This is a genomic window from Nonomuraea sp. NPDC005983 (genome assembly GCF_040614375.1).
Taxonomy (GTDB): Bacteria; Actinomycetota; Actinomycetes; order Streptosporangiales; family Streptosporangiaceae; genus Nonomuraea.
The window spans coordinates 14557-34493 of record NZ_JBEXUP010000078.1 but is presented as its reverse complement, the minus strand read 5'-3'; the positions used below and the strand labels follow the sequence as shown (position 1 = coordinate 34493).

Here is a 19937-nt window from a genome sequence, read left to right as displayed (position 1 = left end):
GTCCTCCTTTCCACCCGCTCGTTCATGACCGCTGAGACGCGGCCTCAACCCTCTACTTGATGCCCAGAGCGCCCGCGATCGCCTTCGCCGTCACCTCGATGATGTTGGGAACGTAGAAGATCACGCCGATGGCCACGGCCAGGATCAGGAACTGCACGAACCTGGTGATCTCACGGGTGAACAGGAAGAAGAGCGCGACGACTGAGACGACGACGAGGAAGAGCGGGGCGAAGAACGCGCGCAGGAAGCTGGCGAGCCCCTCGGTGTTCACGCCGGTCGGGGTCGGTGTCGGCGACAGCGCGACGAGGTCGAGCACGATGGTCTTCAAGATCACTTCTTGGTCCTCCCGGGGTACCGATCAGCAGCGCGGTTGCGGCTATCCAACGGCCCGACCGGCGCCGCGGATGTCGTTGACGTACCATTTGTCGCCCTGCTTCTCGACGGTGAGCCGGTAGGCCTGCTCCAGGTGGCCGTCTCCGTTGCCCTGGCCGTTGGCGTTCGCGTCGGCGGTCGGCGTCGCGCCACCCGGCACGAGCCACGTCACGACCGCCTGGACGTCTCGCGTGGCTCCCCCCACGGGCACCACGAGCTTCTCAAGCCGTACAAAGGTGAGGGCGCCGCCGAAGTTGGGCAGGCTCTTCCCTCCGGCGAGGTAGCGCGCGAGCCCGGCCGTGTCGCCCGAGGCGTAGTTCTTGAAGAAGTCCTCGAGTTGCGGCTTGAGCTCCGTGGCGGCCGCCTCGTCGACCTCCGGGCCGGCCACCTGGGGCAGGTCGGCGGGCGTCGGGGCGGGCAGGATCGCGGGCCGCCCGGAGACGACGAACCGCTTGCCCGCGTCGTCGCCGGAGTAGTAGACGGGCACCGACAGCAGGAACCTGCGGGCTCCCGACTGGAAGGCCACGCTGACGACGGCGTTCTGGGAGTCGGTGGTCTCGATGTCGTACGGCTGGATGGCGACGGCGGCCAGCTTGCCGAAACCGTCCCAGCCGTACTGCGGCTGCGAGCCGTCGGCGACGAAGGCGGCGAGCTTGCTCGCCCTGCTCTGCGCGTCGGCCGGGCTGAAATTCAGATAAACCCCCGCGAACTGGGCGGCGAACGCCATGCCACGGTCGGTGGGGAATCCCTGGTTCGGTTGTGCGGCGCCATTCGGAGCAGCCACGTTTTCCTGGGTAAACCTCTCAAATGGGGCACGGACCCCATTCACTACGATAACTACGATAAGCGCCCAGAGAATGACGCGGCCCGTCCAGACCAGCCATCGGCCGCCGCCACCCGACCAGCCGCCGCGACGCGGCCTGCGGGAAGGCGGCGCGTCGAAGTCGGCCAAGTCAGGGCGCGCCGAAAGCTCGGGGTCGCCAGCGATCCGAGGACCGTGCTGGACGGTTGACCTACGAGCCATCACGCCTCCGCTCGCGCCAACCCCCCCGGCCTGGCGCGGTGTCGTCCGTTGCCGATCCCCATCATCCGCGGTGAGGCAATCACCCTATCCGGTCTTGCCATTGTTCCAGGAAAGCCACGCCCATGCTGCAGGCATCGCCGTGTAGGGGCAAACCTGCCGCAGCCTGCGCCCCGGCACGCCCATCCCCAACACCTGGTGACGAAATAGGTATTTGCCCAGGCCAACGGCACTGTGCCACATAACTCGATGGCCAGAGATTCCTGTCCAAATGGCGTAGGGACAGTCGCGACCTGCGCATTTGGTATAAGACGCGACAAGCCGCACGCCGTGTGGCATGCGGCCCGTCCACGCGATGACGGCCTCAGGCGGGCTCGGGATCCTGGCGGGGAAGCGCCCGCTTGCTCTGGAGGTCCACCACGGTCGGACGCACCGACCGCTCCAACGATCCGCGCAGCTCAGCCAGCATGGCGGTGGGCTCGCTGTCGAGCATCCGGACGGCGAGCTCCTCCCGCTCGTCGACCTTCCTGCGCAGGTAGGCCTCGCGGTTGACGCGCAGGCCGTACATGAGCTCCACCCGCAGCAGGGCGAGCTCCTCCTCCAAGCTGATGCCCGCGAGCGAGGGCGCGGGGCGTCGTTTCCCGATGATGCGACGGATCATGAGGCCTCCCGAGTCAGCGTGAACGCCGTGACGATTCGACGCGCGGGGCCCCCAGGTGGTTGACGCCTTCACCTATCGCCGATCACACGTTGAAGCGGAACTCCACGACGTCGCCGTCGCGCATGACGTAGTCCTTGCCCTCGATGCGGGCCTTGCCCGCGGCCCGGGCGTTGGCGATCGAGCCCGCCTCGACCAGGTCGTCGAACGAGACCACCTCGGCCTTGATGAAGCCGCGCTGGAAGTCGGTGTGGATCACACCGGCCGCCTCGGGCGCGGTGGCGCCGCGGCGGATGGTCCAGGCCCTGGTCTCCTTGGGCCCCGCCGTCAGGTACGTCTGCAGGCCGAGCGTCTCGAAGCCGACCCTGGCCAGCTGCGACAGGCCCGACTCGTCCTGGCCGACCGACTGCAGCAGCTCCAGCGCCTCCTCGTCGTCGAGCTCCACCAGCTCGGACTCGATCTTGGCGTCGAGGAAGACCGCCTCGGCGGGGGCGACCAGCGTGGAGAGCTGCTCCCTGAGCGAGGAGTCGATCAGCTCGTCGGCGTCGAGGTTGAAGACGTACAGGAACGGCTTGGCGGTCAGCAGGTGCAGCTCGCGCAGCCCCTCGCGGTCGAGGCCGCTCTCGAAGATGGTCTTGCCGGTCTCCAGGACCTTCAGCGCTTCCTCGGCCGCCTCCAGCGCGGCCTTCTTGTCCTTGTTGTTCCGCGCCTCCTTCTGCAGGCGCGGGACGGCCTTCTCGACCGTCTGCAGGTCGGCCATGATCAACTCGGTGTTGATGGTCTCGATGTCACGCTTGGGGGAGATCTCGCCGTCGACGTGCGTCACGTCGGGGTCGCTGAAGACCCGGATGACCTGGCAGATCGCGTCGGTGTCGCGGATGTTGGCGAGGAACTGGTTGCCTCTGCCCTGCCCCTCGGAGGCACCCTTGACCAGGCCCGCGATGTCGACGAACTCCACCTTGGCGGGCAGCACACGGGACGAGCTGAAGATCTCGGCCAGCTTCGGCAGGCGGTCGTCGGGCACGCCCACGATGCCCACGTTGGGCTCGATGGTGGCGAACGGGTAGTTCGCGGCGAGCGCGTTGCCGGTCTTGGTCAGCGCGTTGAAGAGCGTGGACTTGCCGACGTTTGGCAGGCCGACGATGCCGATAGAGAGGCTCACGTCGAGCGAGTTTACCTGGAAGCCGCAGAAGGCCCCGCCCTTCAAGGCGATGGCGATAATATGTTCGAGTTGCAGAGAGTATGCGCAAGGCAGCTAACCGTTAACGAAGAAGGGCAGGTAAGACCGGGCAAGGCAACTCCGACCCCGGCACCGCCCGAAACCTGCGACGCGCGAGCGGCGTAGAGGAAGCAGTAAGAACCCTGCGGCGACGTGGGGCAGTCCTCAGCGTTCACGCCGAGGAGGGTGTCAATTGCTCACCAGGTGCAGGCAGGTCACGGGACGGAAGGCGCCGCGCGCCTCCAGGTACCGCTCGGAGTCGTCAGGGCAGTTCCTGGCGGAGGTCTCCAGGGCGGTCACCCGCGCCCAGGCCGCCCGCGACCCGCAGCGCACCTGGGAGATCGCCGATCTGTTCATCACGTGCCGCGCCGGCTCCGCCACGCACATGCCCTCGGCGAGCACCCGCCCACCCCGGCCGAGGCAGACCACGCCAGTGGCTCCCCGGGTGTCGAGGGTGTCCTTGGGGCAGCTCGCCGCGTCCTGGACGACCGCGACGGCCCGTCCGTACCAGCTGGGGGCCGAGCACGGGCGTTCGCGGCCGTCGAAGGCGACGCAGTCGCCCGGCCTGATCACGCCGCCGCCGGCGCCCGGCGCGCCCGCGTGCGGTTCGAGGAAGTCGCGCACGCAGGCCGCGCGGCCGCCGTCGAGGCGCAGGACGTCGTCGGTGTCGTCGGGGCAGGCGCCGACCCCCGGCGGGTCCGCGGTGATGGTCAGCACCTCGGCGTTGCCTCCGTTGCACTGCGTGAGGTCGTACCTGGCGTCCGACCTGCTCACGCAGGCGCCCGGCGTCCACAGCAGCGGCTGCGCCGGGGCCGTCGCGGAGTGCCGGGCGGTGGCCGTCAGCGCGACCACGACACCCACCACGGCCAGCGCCGCGGCGAGGGGAGCCAGAATTCTTGTCACCATATGGATACTCTGCGTGACGATGGGCGTAGGCACAAGCGGATTGCACAGGCGTGTCGGGAAGATCCGCACGCACGGTTGCTGCCATCATCGATGGAGTGGATGTCGTCGCGCTTCTCATCGGGCTCGCCGCCGGGCTGGCCATCGGTTTCATGCTCGCCAGGACCCGCGCGGCGGTGCGGGTCGCCGAGGCGGAAGCGCGGGCCAAGGCGTCCGCCGACAAGCTGGTGTACGTCGAGGAGCAGCTCGCCGAGCGCTTCCAGGCGCTGTCCACGCGGGCACTGGACGTCAACAACATCCGCTTCCTGGAACTGGCCGAGACCAGGCTCGCGGCCAGCCGCGCGGAGGCGGCGGGCGATCTCGACCAGCGCAGGCAGGCCGTCGAGCACCTGGTGGAGCCGCTGCGCGAGGCGCTGGCGCGGGTGGAGACGCAGCTCCGCGACACCGAGTCCGGCCAGCGCGCGGCCCGCGCCGAGCTGGCCAAGCAGATGGAGTTCGTCCGGCAGAGCAACCAGGAGCTGCGTTCGCAGACCACCGCGCTGGTGCGCGCGCTGCAACGGCCGGAGGCGCGCGGGCGGTGGGGCGAGCTCCAACTGCGCAGGGTCGCCGAGATCGCCGGGATGCAGCGGTACTGCGACTTCGACGAGCAGGTGACCGAGGGCGCGATGCGTCCCGACATGGTGGTGCGGCTGGCGGGCGGCAAGAACATCGTGGTCGACTCCAAGGTGTCGCTGGCGGCCTACCTGGAGGCGGCGGAGACGTCCGACGAGTCGCTGGCCACGGTGCGGCTCGACGCGCACGCCAGGCACGTGCGCGAGCACATCGACCGGCTGGCCGCCAAGGCGTACTGGCAGGGGTTCAACCCGTCGCCCGAGTTCGTGGTGCTGTTCATCCCCGGGGAGGCGTTCCTCGCTCCGGCGCTGGAGCGCGACCCGGGGCTGCTGGAGTACGGGATGACGCGGCGCGTCCACATCGCCACCCCCACCACGCTGATCACGATGCTGCGCACCGCGCACTACGCCTGGCAGCAGGCCGCGCTCAGCGAGAACGCGCGGGCGGTGTTCGAGCTGGGCAAGGAGCTGTACGAGCGGCTCTCCTCGCTGGGACGGAACGTCGACTCCCTCGGCAGGTCGCTGACCCGGGCGGTGGAGGCGTACAACAAGACGGTGGGGTCGCTCGAGAGCCGCGTCCTGGTCAGTGCCCGCAAACTGCACGATCTGGGCGTAGTCGACGGCGACCTCGACGCGCCCGCCATGCTGGAGGGCCTGCCCAGACCGCTCGCCTCGCCCGAACTGCTCGAAACTCCGTCTCTCATTTCTCAGGTGAACGGTAAGTTGGCCAACGGGGCGCAGTAAGGGGGGCGGGGCCAGTGACTGAGAAAGGCAGGCGTTCGGCTGTCAAGCTGACCGCTCGCGGCGCCATCGCGCTCGCCCTGGTCGCCACCCTGGCGGGCTACATCGTGGCGGCACTGGTGAACCTGCCGATCCTGATCGGCCTGGCGTTCGTGCTCGCGAGCCTGCTGGGCGTGCTGCTGGTCAACCCGCGCGAGCTGCTGTCGATGGTGGTGACCCCGCCGCTGGTGTTCTTCGCGGCCACGCTCTTCGTGGAGCTGGGCCGGGCGCTCGGCTCGGTGTCGGTCGTGCAGTCGCTCGCGCTCGGGCTCTACAGCTCGCTGTCGCGCGGCGCGCCGTGGCTGTTCGCGGGCTCGGCGATCGTACTCGCCGTGGCCTGGCGGCGCGGCCTGCGCGACAACGTCCGCGACCTGCGCGAGGAGCTGCGGGCCGGCGCGGACGTGCCACGTACGCGCCAGCTCTACGCGCCTGAGCCCGAGGGCTACTTCGAGCCCAAGGTGTACGGCACGCCGCGCGCCGACGACTAGGAGACGCCCCGGAGGTCCTTGCGCAGCTCGTGCGGCAGCGCGAACCGCATGCTCTCGTGCACCGACTCGACCTGCTCGACGTCGTCGAAACCGTGCTGCGCCAGCCGGGCGAGCACCTCGTCGACCAGCTCTTCCGGCACGGACGCGCCGCTGGTGACGCCGACCGTGGTGACCCCTTCGAGCCACTCGTCGCGGATGAACGAGGCGTTGTCGACCAGGTAGGACGCCGCCGCGCCGTGGTCCTTGGCCACCTCGACCAGGCGCTTGGAGTTGGACGAGTTCTCGGAGCCGACCACGATGACGAGCTGCGACTGCGCCGCGATCTCCTTGACCGCCACCTGGCGGTTCTGGGTGGCGTAGCAGATGTCGTCGCTCGGCGGGTCGATCAGGGTGGGGAAGCGCTCCTTGAGCTTGGCGACCGTCTCGGTGGTCTCGTCGACCGACAGCGTGGTCTGCGACAGCCAGACCAGCTTGTCGGGGTTGCGCACCTGGACGCTCTCGACCGAGTCGAGGCCGTCGACCAGCTGAATGTGCTCGGGGGCCTCACCCGAGGTGCCCTCGACCTCCTCGTGGCCCTCGTGCCCGATGAGCAGGATGTCGTAGTCCTGGCCGGCGAACCGCTTCGCCTCGTTGTGCACCTTGGTGACCAGCGGGCACGTCGCGTCGATGGTGCGCAGCCGGCGCTGTTCGGCCTCGGCGTGCACGGTGGGCGAGACGCCATGGGCGGAGAACACCACGATCGCCCCCTCGGGCACGTCCTCCGTCTCCTCGACGAAGATGGCGCCCTTGGCTTCGAGCGTACGGACCACGTGGGTGTTGTGCACGATCTGCTTGCGCACGTAGATCGGCGCACCATACTGCTCGAGAGCCTTCTCGACCGCGACGACGGCGCGGTCGACTCCGGCGCAGTAGCCGCGCGGCTTGGCTACGAGGACTCTGCGGGTAGTGGGGGTCTTGGGCTCCATACTTCTTATGCTACGTGGAGCGACCAACAAGGCCGCGCGTGCATGGTTAGCCGCGGTTTGCCAGACTGGCCGTCCAATACTGACCTCCCAGGGAGTCGTCATGTCCCTCAGCGACGTGATACGCAACATCACCAAGACCGTCACCGACAAGGACGAGTTGAAGACGAAGATCAAGGACTTTCCTCTCGTCGTCGTCCAGACCACGCTCAGCGCCGCAGGGCAGGCGCTGCTGCTCGTGGACCGGGTGAAGAACTCGATCAAGGGATTGGGCGGCAAGGAGGAGCAGGAGGAGGAGCACGACTCCCGCCCCGCCGTCGAGCAGTTGGCCACGCCGCCGGCGGAGGAGGCCAAGCCCGCCCGCAAGGAGCCGGTCATCTTCGCGCCGCGTCCCGGCAAGGGCGAGCAGAGTCCCAGCGCGGCCGAGCAGAACGGCACCTCCAAGACCAAGCCGGACCTGGTCATCTTCGCCCCGGCCAAGCCCGAGGCCGCCGAGCCTGCCGCGTCCAAGCCCGCCGCCCCTGAGGTCGCCCCTGAGCCCGTGGTCGCCCCTGAGGTCGCCGCTGAGCCCGTGGTCGCCTCCAAGCCCGCCGCCGAGGCCGCCGAGCCCGAGCCCGCCGCTGCCGCCGAGCCGGTCGGCGTCGCCGCTCCTGAGGCCGCCGCCGAGCCCACGGTCGCCCCCGAGGCCGCTCCTGCTGAGGCGGCTCCCGCACCTGCGGCCCGGCCTACCACCAAGAAGGCCGCCGCTGCGGCGGAGCCGACTGCCGAGGCGGCACCCGCCGCCGAGGCGAAGCCGAAGGCGCGTGCCGCGAAGCCGAAGGCGGCTCCGAAGGCCGCCGCCGAGGTCGTCGACGCCGCGCCCGGCAAGGCGGGCGAGCCGGCGGAGCCGCTGCCCGGTTACTCCGGCATGACCGTCGCGTCGCTGCGAGCCAGGATGCGCGGCAAGACCGCCGAGCAGATCGGCGAGCTCCTGGCGTACGAGCAGGCCACGACCGCGCGGGCCGAGGTCATCCGGATGTTCGAGAACCGCCTGGCCAAGCTCCAGGCAGCCGAATAGTCGGCCGCGCACCGTAGTCTTCCGCCATGACCTCGAAGACCTCACCCGAGTCTCCGCTGCCGATCCGCACGGTCCTGCAGATGGTGGGCGGGTGGATCGGCAAGCTCGGCACGGTCTGGGTCGAGGGTCAGATCACCGACCTGAGCGCCCGTGGCGGAACGGTGTTCCTGACGCTGCGCGACCCGGTGGCCAACGTGTCGGCCAGGGTCACCGCACCGCGCGGCGTCTACGAGGCGACCGTGCCGCGCCCGTCCGACGGCGCCAGGGTCGTGATGCACGTCAAGCCCGACTTCTGGGTCAACAAGGGCTCGTTCGCCTTCACCGCTCTGGAGATCCGTCCCATCGGCGTGGGCGAGCTGCTGGCCCGGCTGGAGCGGCTGCGCCAGTTGCTGGCCGCCGAGGGCCTGTTCAACACCGACAGGAAGCGGCGGCTGCCGTTCCTGCCCGGCACGGTGGGCCTGATCTGCGGTCGCGACTCCGCAGCCGAGCGCGACGTGCTGGAGAACGCCAGGCGGCGCTGGCCCGCGGTGCGATTCAAGGTGGAGGAGGTGGCCGTCCAGGGCCCGTACGCGGTGGGCGAGGTCAGCGAGGCGCTGGGCCGGCTCGACGCCGACTCCTCCGTAGACGTGATCGTCATCGCCAGGGGCGGCGGGTCGCTGGAGGATCTGCTGCCGTTCTCCGACGAGACGCTGGTGCGTGCGGTGGCCGCGTGCCGTACCCCGGTGGTGAGCGCGATCGGGCACGAGCAGGACAGCCCGCTGCTCGACCTGGTGGCCGACGTCCGCGCGTCCACGCCCACCGACGCCGCGAAGAAGGTCGTCCCCGATGTCGGGGAGCAGCTCTCGCTGGTGCGGCAGCTGCGCGACCGGGGGCGCAGGGTGCTGGGCGGCTGGCTCGACCGGGAGACGTCGTGGCTGACGTCCGTCCGGTCCCGTCCGTCGCTGGCCGATCCGGTGCGTGAGCTGGAGCGGCGGGCCGAGCAGGCGGAGGCGCTGCGCGACCGGGCCAGGCGCTGCCTGGCGGGCTCGCTCGACCGCGCTGAAGACTCCCTGTCGCACCTGCGTGCCCGGCTGGTGGCGCTCTCCCCGGCGGCCACGCTGGAGCGGGGGTACGCGATCGTGCAGTATCCGTCGGGCGAGGTGGTCCGGCTGGCCAAGGACGTCTCCCCCGGCACCGTCCTCACCGTCCGCCTCACCGACGACCGGCTGACGGTGCGTACGGAGGAGCCGGAAACGTCCGGATGACGGCCGGCTCGGCCAGGAGCGCCCTGGCTGACCGCCGGGTCAGCCTGAAGCCGCGTGGCCGCGGGCGGATGGTGCCGGGCGCGTGACGGCGTCTGACAGTTCGGAGAGCCCGTCCTTGATCGCCTCGACCGTCATGCCGCGCTCCTCGCGCTGGTGGCGTACCAGGTGGGCGTTGGCGGCGGCGAGCAGCGCGTCGGCCAGGTAGTGGCGGTCGGTCTCCGGGCGCGCCTGCGCCAGCAGGGCGGCCAGGTGGGTGTGATAGACGCGGTAGGGGCCGGTGAACCTGGCCTCGGGCGAGCCCTTCTCCATCAGCAGGAACAGGTCGTGCTGGTCCACGATGCGATCGACCAGCCCGCGCAGGAACGCCCTGATCCGGTCGGCGGGCGGCGCGCCGGGCCCCACGGGCGGCGGCCCGCTCAGGAAGGACGCCTGGAACCGCTGCTCCCGCTCGTCGATCAGCGCCCACACCAGGCCGGCCCTGTCGCCGAAGCGCCGGTAGACCGTGCCGACGCCGACGCAGGCCGCGCGGGCCACCTCGTCCAGGGAGAGCTGGTCGGCCCCCCGTTCGGCGATCATCCGGAACGCGACCTCGATGATCTTCTGCCTGTTGCGCGCGGCGTCGGCCCGTTCCGGCTGTGACTGCCCGAGGAGAGGGAGGAGGTGACGTCCGCACACGCGATGAGCATAGCCGTTGTAACCGGAGGAATCTCCGGTTAGGCTCCGCTTGTTAACCGGAGAGACCTCCGGTTTGACGGAGCCAAGGAAGGAGCCGAGGATGTCCGACGATTTCAACAAGCAGGTGATCGAGGAGTTCCGCGCGAACGGGGGCGTGGTCGGCGGGCCCTTCGAGGGCGCCGCTCTGGCTCTGCTCACGACCACCGGCGCCAAGAGCGGCAAGCAGACCACCTCGCCGGTGATGTACTTCCAGGACGGCGGCAACATCTACGTCGTCGCCTCCAACGGAGGCCAGGACCACCACCCCGCCTGGTACCACAACCTGCGGGCCAACCCCGCGCTCACCGTCGAGATCGGCACGGAGTCGTTCACGGCCAAGGCCGAGCTGTTCGTCGAGGGCGAGGAGCGTGACAGGCTCTTCGCGCACGTGGTCTCGATCGCACCGGGCTTCGCCGACTACCAGGCCGGCACCACCCGCAGGATCCCGATCGCGGCCCTGCACCGCACGACCGCCTGACCGCTGATCAGCCCCAGCCGCCGATCAGACGGAACCACGACCCGGACGGAGCGGCCGTACCGAGCGGCCAGACGGAGCACCCGGACGGAGCGGCCAGAACGGAGCGGCCAGAACGGGGCGGCTAGAACGGGGCGCCGTCGGCTTCGCCGTTGGTCGGCTCGGAACGGCGGGCCATCGCGGCGGCGAGCTTCACCCTGGCGCCCTGCAGCCACTCCTCGCAGATCGCGGCCAGCTTCTCGCCGCGCTCCCACAGCTCGATCGACTGCTCCAGGGTGAGGCCGCCCGTCTCCAGCCGGCGCACCACCTCGGTCAGCTCCTCGCGGGCCTGCTCGTATGAGGGTGCCTTGTCGTCTGCCACGAACACCACCCTAGAGTCAGAAACCGACAGTCACTCCCCTGGCCCGCCGAGGAGCCCCATGCCCGTCCGCGCCGCGACCGCCGCAGACCTGCACGCCACCTCCGACGGGGAGCCGCTCTACCACGCGTTCGGGTTCACCACGCACTACCCCGGCCTGAGCTGGAAGCCCGGCGCTCGCTAGCCCTTGGGACGCTGCTGCAGGGAGGCGGCGAGCTCGGCCAGTTCCGGCCAGTCGGCGGTGCCCGTGACCACGAGGGTGACGTCGGGCAGGGTGCGGACCAGCGTGCGCTGGTTCTTGTCCTCGCGGAAGCGCCGCTCCCACGGCTGGCCGTTGACCTGCTCGGTGCCCACCGCCTTGTCGGAGTTGGCCATCCGGCTGGCGAACCCGGCCGGCGGCTTCTCGTCGCTCTGCACGAACATGGCGTGCTGCCTCTTGGCGGTGGCGTACCCCAGGTAGAGGGCCTGGGCGCCGTTCTGGCCCTTGGCGATCTTGTTACTGTTGGGCACCCAGCCGGCCGGGTCCTTGGCGGGGGCCCAGACCTGGTACGGCACAGCGTGGCCGAAGTTGGCGACGGTGATGGAGTAGTCGAGCCTGGGGATGTGCTCCTCGCGGCTCTGCGGGGTGACCAGCAGGAAGAGCGCCGCCGCCGCCAGGCAGACGAACAGGGCTACCGCGTAGCCGTAGAAACCTTGGGTGAACCGTCGCACACCTGGCGAGGTTACCGGCTGGTGGCATCGCCTGCCGAAGCGGAGGGCCGGATCCGGCCGATGATGGCGAGGACGTCCTCGGCCAGGCCGCGGTCGCCCGAGAGCGTCACCTCCGAGACCGCCGCCGCGAGGGCGCCGGTGAGGACGACGACGAGCGCGCTCTCGTCCTCTTCGAAGAGGGCGGCGTTGCGCTGGGCCCACGTGCGGAGCCTGTCGCGCATGACGACCTCGAAGCCGGGCGGGCCGTCGCCCCTCAGGAAGAGTGCGGCGAGTTCGCGTTCCTCCAGGCAGCCGTCGAGGTAGGCGCGGGCGGCGCTGACGAAGACCCGCATCGGGTCGCTCTCCCCGGCGGCGCGCGCCTGGCGGGCGGCCTGCTTGGTGCGCTGCGACTGCCTGGCCTGGAACTCCTCGAACAGCGTGAGATAGAGGTCGGCCTTGCCGGAGAAGTGGTGGTAAAGGCTGCCGACGCTGGCCTCGGCCCTGGCCACGACGTCCGTCACACCCGCTTCCGCGAAGCCCTTGGAGACGAAGACGTCCCTGGCGGCGGTGAGAAGCGCGGCCCGCGTGGCGGCGCCCCGCTCGGACGTGCGCGGCAGTGTCCGCGGCGCTGTCACCGGCCCTGTCACCGGCTCTGTCACCGGCTCTGTCACCGGCTGTTCCTCTTCGCTCATTCGATCTCCTCCATGGCGCCGCCCTGCCGCGCGGGGGGCGGATTCCCCCTGTTCGGCACCCCCGTGACAGCGCGCCGGAAGGGGAGTGCGGCAAGGGAGGCACATTATCCTCCGCTGATCGGGGATAGAGGGACAACTACCATCGAGACAGTTGTCCACGAGGAGGCCTCACGCATGTCCGATCAGACGTCTGTACCCGCAGCCCTGGCCACGGGCGAGCACGCCCCTGATCGAAACCTCGCCCTTGAGCTGGTCCGCGTCACCGAGGCGGCCGCGATGGCGGCCGCGCGCTGGGTCGGCAGGGGCGACAAGAACGGGGCCGACGGCGCCGCGGTGAACGCGATGCGACAGTTGATCAACACGGTCTCCATGAACGGCGTGGTGGTCATCGGCGAGGGTGAGAAGGACCACGCGCCGATGCTCTTCAACGGCGAGCAGGTCGGCGACGGCAGCGGGCCCGACTGCGACGTGGCCGTCGACCCGATCGACGGCACCCGGCTGACCGCGCTCGGCATGCCCGACGCGGTGTCGGTGATCGCGGTGAGCGAGCGCGGCTCGATGTACGACCCGTCCGCGGTGTTCTACATGGAGAAGCTGGTGACGGGGGCCGACGCGGCCGACGTGGTGGACATCAACGCTCCGGTGTCCGCGAACATCAACGCGGTGGCCAGAGCGAAGGGGATCTCGGCGGCGGACGTCACGGTCGTCGTCCTGGACCGTCCCCGGCACGAGCGGCTGGTGAAGGAGATCAGGGAGACGGGCGCGCGGATCAAGTTCATCCCCGACGGCGACGTGGCCGGCGCGATCATGGCCGCACGCGCCGGTACCGGCATCGACCTGATGCTGGGCATCGGCGGCACGCCCGAGGGCATCGTGGCCGCGTGCGCGCTCAAGTGCCTCGGCGGCGTCATCCAGGGCAAGCTGTGGCCGCGCGACGACGCCGAGCGGCGCAAGGCGCTGGACGCCGGGCACGACCTGGACCAGGTGCTCACCACCAACGACCTGGTCAGCTCCGACGACGTGTTCTTCGCCGCCACCGGCATCACGCAGGGCGAGCTCATGCAGGGCGTCCGCTTCCGGGCGGGGGTCGCGGTGACGCACTCGCTGGTGATGCGGGGGCGTTCGGGCACGATCCGCAAGGTCGAGAGCGAGCACCAGCTCTGGAAGTTGCGCGCCTACAGCGCGATCAACTTCGACACCGCGGGTTAGGTCGACCGCGGCTCAGCGCGGGGCGACTCAGAGGGCCGGCCGGCTCGCCGTGGGGTGACTCAGCGGGGTGGTTCAGCGGCGGCGCTTGCGGCGCGGGGGCTCCTTGACCGTGACGTCGCCCGCGAAGTTCGTGGTGCGGATCTCCACCACGGGCGCGTCGGGCTCGGCCGGCTGCTTGGTGAGCCGGACGGTGTTGCCCTTCGCGACGCGGATCACCTCGAGCCCCTCCGGCACGTGGATCTCCAGCCCGCCGAAGACCAGTGTGGCGTTGATGACGATGCGCCGGTTCTGCAGGATCGCGTCGCGGAAGTCGAGCTTGGTCATGCCGAACATGGCGGTCACGTCCAGCTCCGCGGGCACCACCCAGCGCCCGCCGCGCTGCTCCTGCTTGAAGAACGCCGACACGGGCCGCCCGTCGAGATTCAGCGGTTGCTGGTCGGCGGGCAGCAGGTCGGCGGTCAGCTGGGCCAGATCGCCGAGCGTGCGCGCGGAGAAGACCACGCCGAGCCGCTCTTCCAGCTCGTCCAGGTTGAGCCGCCCGTCGGCGTGCGCGTCCTGGAGCACCTGGGCGATGCGCTCCCTGTCGGCGTCGGACGCGCGCAGCTCGTGCGGCTGCGGCCCTTCGCTCTGCTTGGGGCGGCGCGCCGAGACCCACTCCTCGGCCAGCCGCTCTCCGACCTCCTGCAACCGAGGCAACCAGGATCCCGCGCGCTCATTCACGCTTTCGACGATATCCGGCAACCGGGGAATTCGCTCCTCCCCGGAGACCTCTATCACCTGATTCGCCCGAGCAACCCGGCGATCTCTCCGGACAGTTCGTCGTCCGCCTCGGCGTGGCGGTTCAGCAGCCGGTACCACATGACCCCGAAGAACACGTCGACCGCCAGGGCGAGGTCCAGGTCGGCGGGCAGGGCCAGGAACACCGCCCGGCCGAACCCTGACCAGAGCGCGTACGCAGCGCTCGATCCGCCGCTGGAGCGGGTCTCCGGGCTCGGGTCGCGCGGCCTTCACTCAGCGTCCCCAACTGCTGGCGTAGGGGCGTGTCGAAGCACTAACCTGACGGCGCCTCACGTTTGACTCCCCCCACCAGGAGGCCACCGTGCCGACCCCGCGTGACCGTCAGGCCCGCAGCGCCACGTTCGTCGTCTACGCCGTCCAGGGCCTGTCATTCGCGACGCTCCTCACTCAGGTCGCGAACCTCCAGAACAAGCACCACCTCGACGAGGGCACGCTCACACTGCTGCTGCTGATCGTGCCGGTCTTCGCCGGGGTGGGCAGCGTGGCCGCGGGCACGTTCGCGGCGCGGCGCGGCAGCATGCTGCTGCTGCGCGTCGCCCAGCCGATCGTGGCGGTCGCCGTGGTGCTCGCCGGGCTCGCTCCGAACGTGCCGCTGCTCGTGCCCGCCCTGCTGCTGTTCGGGCTGGCGGTCGGCGCGGTAGACGCGGGCATCAACATGCAGGGCGTCGCGGTCGAACGCCGCTATGGCAGGGCGGTGCTGAACGGTTTCCACTGCCTGTGGAGCGTCTTCAGCCTGGCCGGGGCGCTCTGGGCGTCGGCGGCGTCCTCGCTCCCGCTGAGCGTGATCATGGCGGTGCCGATGGTCCTGGCCGGGGCGGGCTCGCTCTACGCCGGGCCGAAGCTGTGCACCGTCGACGAGGAGAAGGCGGAGACGGCCGTCGCGGCCACCGGCCACTTCCCGTGGAAGCCGATCATCCCGCTCTGCCTGGCGATGGGCTTCCTGTACGTGGGCGACGCCGCGGTCTCCAACTTCAGCACCGTCTACATGGAGAAGATCCTCCTGGCCAACGCCGGGGTGGTGCCGCTCGCCTACGCCGCCTACCAGGCCACCACGCTGGCCGTCAGGCTCGGCGGCGACCTCGCCGTCAGGACGTACGGACCGGCCTCGATCGTCAGGGTCGGCGGGGCGATCGCCACGCTCGGCTTCCTCGGCGTCGTGCTCGCCCCCAACCAGCCGCTGGCCATCGTGGCGTTCGGGCTGACCGGCGTCGGCCTGTCGGTGGTCGCGCCGCAGTCGTTCTCCGCGGCCGGCAGGCTCGACCCGGCGGGCACCGGAGTGGCGATCGCCCGGGTCAACCTGTTCAACTACGTCGGCTTCATCGTGGGTGCGGCCCTGGTCGGCGGCGTCGCGGACGCCACCGACATGCGGGTGGCGTTCGCCGCGCCGCTCCTGCTGGCAGGTGTGATCATCGTCCTCGCGCGAGGCTTCCAGCCGAAGCAGACGGCCGAACCGTCGGCCGCCTGAACCGGCCCGCGTGTCAGGGCGTGGCGGGGTCGCCGTCGGCCCGTCCCAGCATGGTGACGGCGGTGTCGACGGCGGCGGCCACGTCGTCGTCCGGCGGGTAGAGGAGCGCGCGGCCCACCACCAGACCGCGCACACCCGGCAGCCGCAGCGCCTTGCGCCAGGCGGCGAAGGCCAGGTCGGGCGTGTCGCCGGGATCGCCGCCGAGCAGCAGCGAGGGAAGCGTGGTGGCCTCCATGACCCGTTCCATGTCCGCCACCACGGGGATCTTCAGCCAGGTGTACGCCGAGGTCGCGCCGAGCCCCTGCGCGACGTTGATCACGCGGATCATCCCTTCGGGCGACAGGTCGTGCCCCGAAGGCTGCGACCAGAACGGCTCCACCATCGCGACCAGCCCGTTCCCCGCCAGCTCGGTGATCGCCCGGCCGCACGCCTCCAGGGTCGAGGCGGTGGCGGGGTCGCCGAGTGCGATGCGGCAGAGCATCTTGCCGCCGTCCAGCCGCATCCTGGAGATCGTGGCGGTGTCGTAGGCGGTGAAACGGTCGTCGAACGCGAAGACCGCGCCGTGCAGCCCGCCGCGGTTCATCGAGCCGATGACGATCCGGTCGTCGAGCGCGCCGAGCAGCAACAGGTCCTCGACCACGTCGGGGGTGGCGAGCAGGCCGTCCACGCCGGGACGGGCGAGCGCCACCTGGAGCCGGTCGAGCAGCTCGACCCGGCTGCCCATGGCCAGCGGCCTGGCTCCCACGCCGAGCGCGCCGCGCGCCGGATGGTCGGCTGCGATGATCATGAGCTGGCGGTCGCCGAGCAGGGGCCTGCGCCGCCGCGCCGCCGCGGCCTCCGCGACCCGCTCGGGGTTCCTCGCCCGGATCTCGCGCAGCTCGTGGTAGTCAGCCAACCCGCAGCACCCCGTCCAGGTAGGCGAGGCTCTGCCGGACGTTCTCCACCGGCTCGTCCTGCGGCCCCGACAGGACGACGTCCTGCTCCATGACGTACCAGCCCTGGTATCCGCTGCCGTCCAGGCCCCGCACGATGCCGGCGACGTCCACGTCGCCCTGGCCGAGCGGCCGGTAGACGCCCTCGCGCACGGCCTGCGTGTAGGTCAGCTCGCCGCGGGCGACCAGCTGGGCGAGCGGCGCGTCGACGTCCTTCAGGTGGACGTGCGCGATCCTGCCCGGGTCGGACCTGACCAGCTCGGCCGGGTCGGTGCCGCCGATCAGCAGGTGGCCGGTGTCGAGGCAGAGCGGGATCGAGCTGCCGCCGAGCACCCGCGCGACCTCCTCGCGAGTCTCGACCATGGTGCCGACGTGCGGGTGCAGGCAGGCCCTCGGGCCGAGTTCGGCGTGGACGCGGTCCAGGTTGCCGAGCAGCGTCGCCCAGCCCTCGGCGTCCAGCACCGGACGGGCGTCGTAGCCGTCGCGTCCGGTGGCCGCGGCCAGCACCAGCCTGCCGGGATAGGCGGCGCGCAGCGCGGGCAGCGGATCGTGGCCGGGCTCGTGCAGAACCACGGGGACGAAGGCGCCCACGTCCCGCATGCCGTGACGCTCGATGAGCGCGGGCGTCAGGAACCCGTCGGGGCCCAGCTCGGTCGCGGTGAGGCCGAGCGCGCGCATCTCGGAGAGCACCCGCTCGGGTTCGAGCTGGTGGCCCCAGCCGGGCACCTCGCACACGCCCCAGGAGATGGGGGCTCCCGCGAGCTTCATCGCCTCACCTCCGCGACCTCGACGAGACGTCCTTCGCGGCGCGACAGTTCGGCGGCCTCGGCGACGTAGAGGGCGGCCAGGGCGTCCTCGATGGAGCAGGGGCTCTCGTCGGCGCGCAGGAAGGAGTCGATCTCGGCGACGTAGGCGTCGGCGAACCGGGTGACGAAGTCGGGCCAGGGCTCGCCGGTCGGCCGAAGGCCCTCGGTGGCGTGCAGCGGGGCGCGCGGGCCCAGGCCCACCGCCCAGGTGCCCTTGGTGCCGGCCAGCTCCATCCGCACGTCGTAGCCCGCGCCGTTGTAGCGGGAGCCCTGGAGCGTGGCGAGGGTGCCGTCGTCGAGCGTCAGCAGCGCGGCGCTGGTGTCGACGTCGCCTGCCTGCCGGAAGAAGTCGGCGCCCCGGTTGGCGCCCGTCGCGTAGACCGAGACCACCTCGCGGCCCGTCACCCAGCGCAGGATGTCGAAGTCGTGGATGTGGCAGTCGCGGTAGATGCCGCCGGACATCGGGATGTACTCGGCGGGCGGTGGCGCGGGGTCGGCGGTGAGCAGGTGGACGCGGTGCAGCTCCCCCAGTTCGCCGCCGCCCAGGGCGACGGCCGCCTGTACGTAGCCCGCGTCGAACCTGCGCTGGAACCCGATCTGCACGAAGTTCCCCGCGCCGGCCTCCAGCACCTCGATGGTCTCGCGGACGCTGCCCGCCACGGGCTTCTCGCAGAACACCTTGACGCCCAGCTTGCAGGCTTTGGTCAGGAGCTCGGCGTGCGTGCTGGTCGGGGTGGCGATGATCACGGCGTCCGCGTCGAAGGGGTCACCGGGCCGGCCGTGCGGCGAGGTGCGCACGGGGTCGGACACGATCAGCTCGTCCACCAGCGGATGTGCGGCCAGGGTGGCGGCGTGAAACGCCCCGATCCTGCCCAAGCCCAGCAGTCCCACGCGCATGGCGCCTCCAAACGGGGGGTGGGGTCTCTTTCTGAGTGACGCGTTTGGCTTCAGTCAATATTTTGTCCTGACATTCTGACCTTTATGCCTCGGACGGCCTCCGTCTTTCGGCAGAAGGCTTCCGGCAGAAGGAAGGACCGCGGGAGGAGAGATCGCGAGAGGAGGGGCCGTGAGGGAGGAGCCCGCGGGAGTGCGCGGGGCGGCCATCCTGGTCTTCAAGGCTCGGATCGCCTCTGTCGTCCGGTGGGCGGGGAGGCGGGCGAAGCCGACCACGACGGCCGGGGGGCCAGGGGTGAAGCGCATCGGGCCGAGCGGCTCCGCGGCCAGGCCGAGCGCCTGGGCGTGCGCCACCACCTGGCCCTCGTCCCAGCCCTCCGGCAGGTCCAGGTAGGCGTGCAGGCCCGCCTCGATGCCGCGGACCCGCACCTCGGGCAGGTGCTCGGCCAGCGCCCTGACCAGGGAGTCCCGGCGATGGCGGTACTCCCTGCGCATGCGGCGCAGGTGCCGGTCGTAGGCGCCGGTACGCAGGAAGCGGGCGAGCGCGTACTGCTCGATGACCGGCGAGCCGAGGTCCAGTTCGCTCCTCGCATGGCGGATGGCGTCCGCGAGGTCGGCGGGGGCGGCCACCCAGCCCAGCCTGAGCCCGGGGGCGAGCGCCTTGCTCACGCTGCCGGAGAGCACCACCCTGTCGGGTGCGAGGCCCTGCAGGCAGCCGACGGGGTCACGGTCGAAGCGGAACTCGGCGTCGTAGTCGTCCTCCAGGATCGTGGCCCGGCCGGCCGCGGCCCACTCCATCAGGGCGGCGCGCCGGGCCGGCGACAGGACCACGCCGGTCGGGTACTGGTGCGCCGGGGTGACGAGCACCGCGTCGGCGCGGCCGAGCGCGGCCACGTCCAGGCCCTCGTCGTCGACGGGCACCGGCGCCAGCTCGGCGCCGGATCTGCGCAGCAGCGGCACCTGGCGGTGGCTGGTCGGGTCCTCGACGGCCAGTCGCAGCGGCCCCCGCTGCGCGAGGACGTGCAGCACCAGGCTCAGCCCCTGCGCCACCCCTCCGACGATCACCAGGTTCTCCGCCCGGACGTCCGCGGCCCTGACCCGCCGCAGGTACCCGGCCAGTTCCTCGCGCAGCTCCGCGACGCCTCCAGGGTCGCCGTAGTCGAACGCGTCCGACGGCATCGTGGCCAGGACGTGGCGCACCGCGGCCAGCCACCGCTCTCTCGGGAATCCCCCGAGGTCGGGCGAGGTGGGCCGGTGACCGTAGTAGGGCGCGCACGCCGTCGCGGGCGCTTCGGCGAGGGGCTCGGGGGCGGGGACGTCGCGGGCGGCGGCCGGCGCCACGTGGGTGCCGTGGCCGACGCGGGAGATCAGGAAGCCCTCCGCCACGAGCTGCTCGTACGCCTCGACCACCACTCCCCTGGACACCTGGAGGTCGGCGGCGAGCTCGCGGCTGGCGGGCAGGCGGGTGCCGGATTCGAGGCGCCCCAGGCGGATCGCCGCGCGCAGTTCGGACGCGATCTGCCCAGCGATCCCCCCTCGATCCCGGTCTATCGGCACATGGAGGTCGCCCACATTGGCCCCCCTTAATA

Annotated in this window: 24 protein-coding genes; 8 read left to right on the top strand and 16 right to left on the bottom strand. The window is 71.0% G+C overall.

From position 1 onward, the window contains the following. Positions 1–52 precede the first annotated feature (52 nt). The 5 genes from ABZ297_RS29280 to ABZ297_RS29260 all read right to left on the bottom strand — a co-directional run bounded on the left by ABZ297_RS29280 (position 53) and on the right by ABZ297_RS29260 (position 4176). Complete coding sequence (locus tag ABZ297_RS29280; protein WP_350807483.1) at positions 53–328, bottom strand: hypothetical protein; 276 nt, start codon at positions 326–328, stop codon at positions 53–55. Positions 329–376: 48 nt separating this feature from the next. Continuing rightward, positions 377–1156: a conjugal transfer protein gene (locus tag ABZ297_RS29275; RefSeq protein ID WP_355352315.1), complete on the bottom strand. Its 780-nt coding sequence runs from the start codon at positions 1154–1156 to the stop codon at positions 377–379. Positions 1157–1757: 601 nt separating this feature from the next. Then, a complete protein-coding gene (locus ABZ297_RS29270) occupies positions 1758–2054 on the bottom strand; it encodes a hypothetical protein (protein WP_355352312.1) in 297 nt (98 codons plus the stop codon). An 82-nt stretch (positions 2055–2136) separates the two neighbouring features. Next, positions 2137–3213, bottom strand: a complete 1077-nt coding sequence (ychF, locus tag ABZ297_RS29265; protein ID WP_355352309.1) for a redox-regulated ATPase YchF — start codon at positions 3211–3213, stop codon at positions 2137–2139. A 246-nt stretch (positions 3214–3459) separates the two neighbouring features. After that, a complete protein-coding gene (locus ABZ297_RS29260) occupies positions 3460–4176 on the bottom strand; it encodes a hypothetical protein (protein ID WP_355352306.1) in 717 nt (238 codons plus the stop codon). A gap of 86 nt (positions 4177–4262) precedes the next feature. Between ABZ297_RS29260 and ABZ297_RS29255 the strand changes: the two genes are divergently transcribed. Together ABZ297_RS29255 and ABZ297_RS29250 are read left to right on the top strand one after the other, a co-directional pair. After that, on the top strand, positions 4263–5528 hold the full coding sequence (locus ABZ297_RS29255; RefSeq protein WP_355352331.1) for a DNA recombination protein RmuC: 1266 nt from the start codon (positions 4263–4265) through the stop codon (positions 5526–5528). Between the two features lie 14 nt (positions 5529–5542). Then, positions 5543–6052 (top strand): DUF6542 domain-containing protein, encoded by a 510-nt coding sequence (locus ABZ297_RS29250; protein ID WP_355352303.1) that lies wholly within the window; start codon positions 5543–5545, stop codon positions 6050–6052. On the opposite strand, the gene ABZ297_RS29245 is transcribed toward ABZ297_RS29250, so the two are convergent. Then, complete coding sequence (locus ABZ297_RS29245; protein WP_355352300.1) at positions 6049–7017, bottom strand: 4-hydroxy-3-methylbut-2-enyl diphosphate reductase; 969 nt, start codon at positions 7015–7017, stop codon at positions 6049–6051. The two genes, ABZ297_RS29250 and ABZ297_RS29245, sit on opposite strands and share 4 nt — an antisense overlap. Before the next feature lie 100 nt (positions 7018–7117). On the opposite strand from ABZ297_RS29245, the gene ABZ297_RS29240 reads away from it, so the two are divergent. Together ABZ297_RS29240 and xseA are read left to right on the top strand one after the other, a co-directional pair. Then, positions 7118–8071 (top strand): hypothetical protein, encoded by a 954-nt coding sequence (locus ABZ297_RS29240; RefSeq protein ID WP_355352297.1) that lies wholly within the window; start codon positions 7118–7120, stop codon positions 8069–8071. A gap of 26 nt (positions 8072–8097) precedes the next feature. Next, complete coding sequence (gene xseA / locus ABZ297_RS29235) at positions 8098–9315, top strand: exodeoxyribonuclease VII large subunit (RefSeq protein WP_355352294.1); 1218 nt, start codon at positions 8098–8100, stop codon at positions 9313–9315. 39 nt (positions 9316–9354) lie between these two features. Here xseA and ABZ297_RS29230 read toward each other — a convergent pair whose 3' ends face one another. Continuing rightward, positions 9355–9990 carry a helix-turn-helix domain-containing protein gene (locus tag ABZ297_RS29230; protein WP_355352291.1) on the bottom strand — a complete coding sequence of 212 codons (636 nt, stop codon included), beginning with the start codon at positions 9988–9990 and terminating at the stop codon, positions 9355–9357. Positions 9991–10090: 100 nt separating this feature from the next. Here ABZ297_RS29230 and ABZ297_RS29225 point away from each other — a divergent pair, with 100 nt between their 5' ends. Further along, the gene (locus ABZ297_RS29225; protein WP_355352288.1) at positions 10091–10507 is read left to right on the top strand and encodes a nitroreductase family deazaflavin-dependent oxidoreductase; all 417 of its coding nucleotides are present in this window, start codon (positions 10091–10093) and stop codon (positions 10505–10507) included. A gap of 121 nt (positions 10508–10628) precedes the next feature. On the opposite strand, the gene ABZ297_RS29220 is transcribed toward ABZ297_RS29225, so the two are convergent. Beyond that, entirely contained in the window at positions 10629–10865 is a 237-nt protein-coding gene (locus tag ABZ297_RS29220; protein WP_350807496.1) for an exodeoxyribonuclease VII small subunit, read from the bottom strand. A 58-nt stretch (positions 10866–10923) separates the two neighbouring features. On the opposite strand from ABZ297_RS29220, the gene ABZ297_RS29215 reads away from it, so the two are divergent. Next, positions 10924–11046 (top strand): hypothetical protein, encoded by a 123-nt coding sequence (locus ABZ297_RS29215; protein WP_355352285.1) that lies wholly within the window; start codon positions 10924–10926, stop codon positions 11044–11046. On the opposite strand, the gene ABZ297_RS29210 is transcribed toward ABZ297_RS29215, so the two are convergent. Next, positions 11043–11573: a DUF4245 domain-containing protein gene (locus ABZ297_RS29210; RefSeq protein ID WP_355352282.1), complete on the bottom strand. Its 531-nt coding sequence runs from the start codon at positions 11571–11573 to the stop codon at positions 11043–11045. The genes ABZ297_RS29215 and ABZ297_RS29210 overlap by 4 nt on opposite strands. 11 nt (positions 11574–11584) lie before the next feature. Beyond that, on the bottom strand, positions 11585–12244 hold the full coding sequence (locus ABZ297_RS29205) for a TetR/AcrR family transcriptional regulator (RefSeq protein WP_355352279.1): 660 nt from the start codon (positions 12242–12244) through the stop codon (positions 11585–11587). Between the two features lie 174 nt (positions 12245–12418). On the opposite strand from ABZ297_RS29205, the gene glpX reads away from it, so the two are divergent. Next, positions 12419–13453, top strand: coding sequence for a class II fructose-bisphosphatase (glpX, locus tag ABZ297_RS29200; protein WP_350807499.1), 1035 nt, complete (start codon positions 12419–12421; stop codon positions 13451–13453). A gap of 72 nt (positions 13454–13525) precedes the next feature. Here the strand turns inward: glpX and ABZ297_RS29195 are convergent, their stop codons facing one another. Then, positions 13526–14173: a DUF1707 domain-containing protein gene (locus tag ABZ297_RS29195; RefSeq protein ID WP_355352276.1), complete on the bottom strand. Its 648-nt coding sequence runs from the start codon at positions 14171–14173 to the stop codon at positions 13526–13528. A gap of 53 nt (positions 14174–14226) precedes the next feature. Continuing rightward, positions 14227–14376, bottom strand: a complete 150-nt coding sequence (locus tag ABZ297_RS29190; protein ID WP_355352273.1) for a hypothetical protein — start codon at positions 14374–14376, stop codon at positions 14227–14229. A 176-nt stretch (positions 14377–14552) separates the two neighbouring features. Here ABZ297_RS29190 and ABZ297_RS29185 point away from each other — a divergent pair, with 176 nt between their 5' ends. After that, on the top strand, positions 14553–15716 hold the full coding sequence (locus ABZ297_RS29185) for an MFS transporter (protein WP_355352270.1): 1164 nt from the start codon (positions 14553–14555) through the stop codon (positions 15714–15716). Positions 15717–15729: 13 nt separating this feature from the next. On the opposite strand, the gene ABZ297_RS29180 is transcribed toward ABZ297_RS29185, so the two are convergent. The 4 genes from ABZ297_RS29180 to ABZ297_RS29165 are packed head-to-tail and all read right to left on the bottom strand — an operon-like array spanning position 15730 to position 19920. Beyond that, entirely contained in the window at positions 15730–16611 is an 882-nt protein-coding gene (locus ABZ297_RS29180) for a deoxyribose-phosphate aldolase (RefSeq protein ID WP_355352267.1), read from the bottom strand. After that, complete coding sequence (locus tag ABZ297_RS29175; RefSeq protein WP_355352264.1) at positions 16604–17416, bottom strand: TIM barrel protein; 813 nt, start codon at positions 17414–17416, stop codon at positions 16604–16606. Before ABZ297_RS29175 ends, ABZ297_RS29180 begins: the two co-directional genes overlap by 8 nt. Further along, positions 17413–18351 carry a Gfo/Idh/MocA family oxidoreductase gene (locus ABZ297_RS29170; protein WP_355352262.1) on the bottom strand — a complete coding sequence of 313 codons (939 nt, stop codon included), beginning with the start codon at positions 18349–18351 and terminating at the stop codon, positions 17413–17415. Before ABZ297_RS29170 ends, ABZ297_RS29175 begins: the two co-directional genes overlap by 4 nt. 54 nt (positions 18352–18405) lie before the next feature. Next, positions 18406–19920 (bottom strand): PLP-dependent aminotransferase family protein, encoded by a 1515-nt coding sequence (locus ABZ297_RS29165; protein ID WP_355352259.1) that lies wholly within the window; start codon positions 19918–19920, stop codon positions 18406–18408. Between the last annotated feature and the right edge of the window lie 17 nt (positions 19921–19937).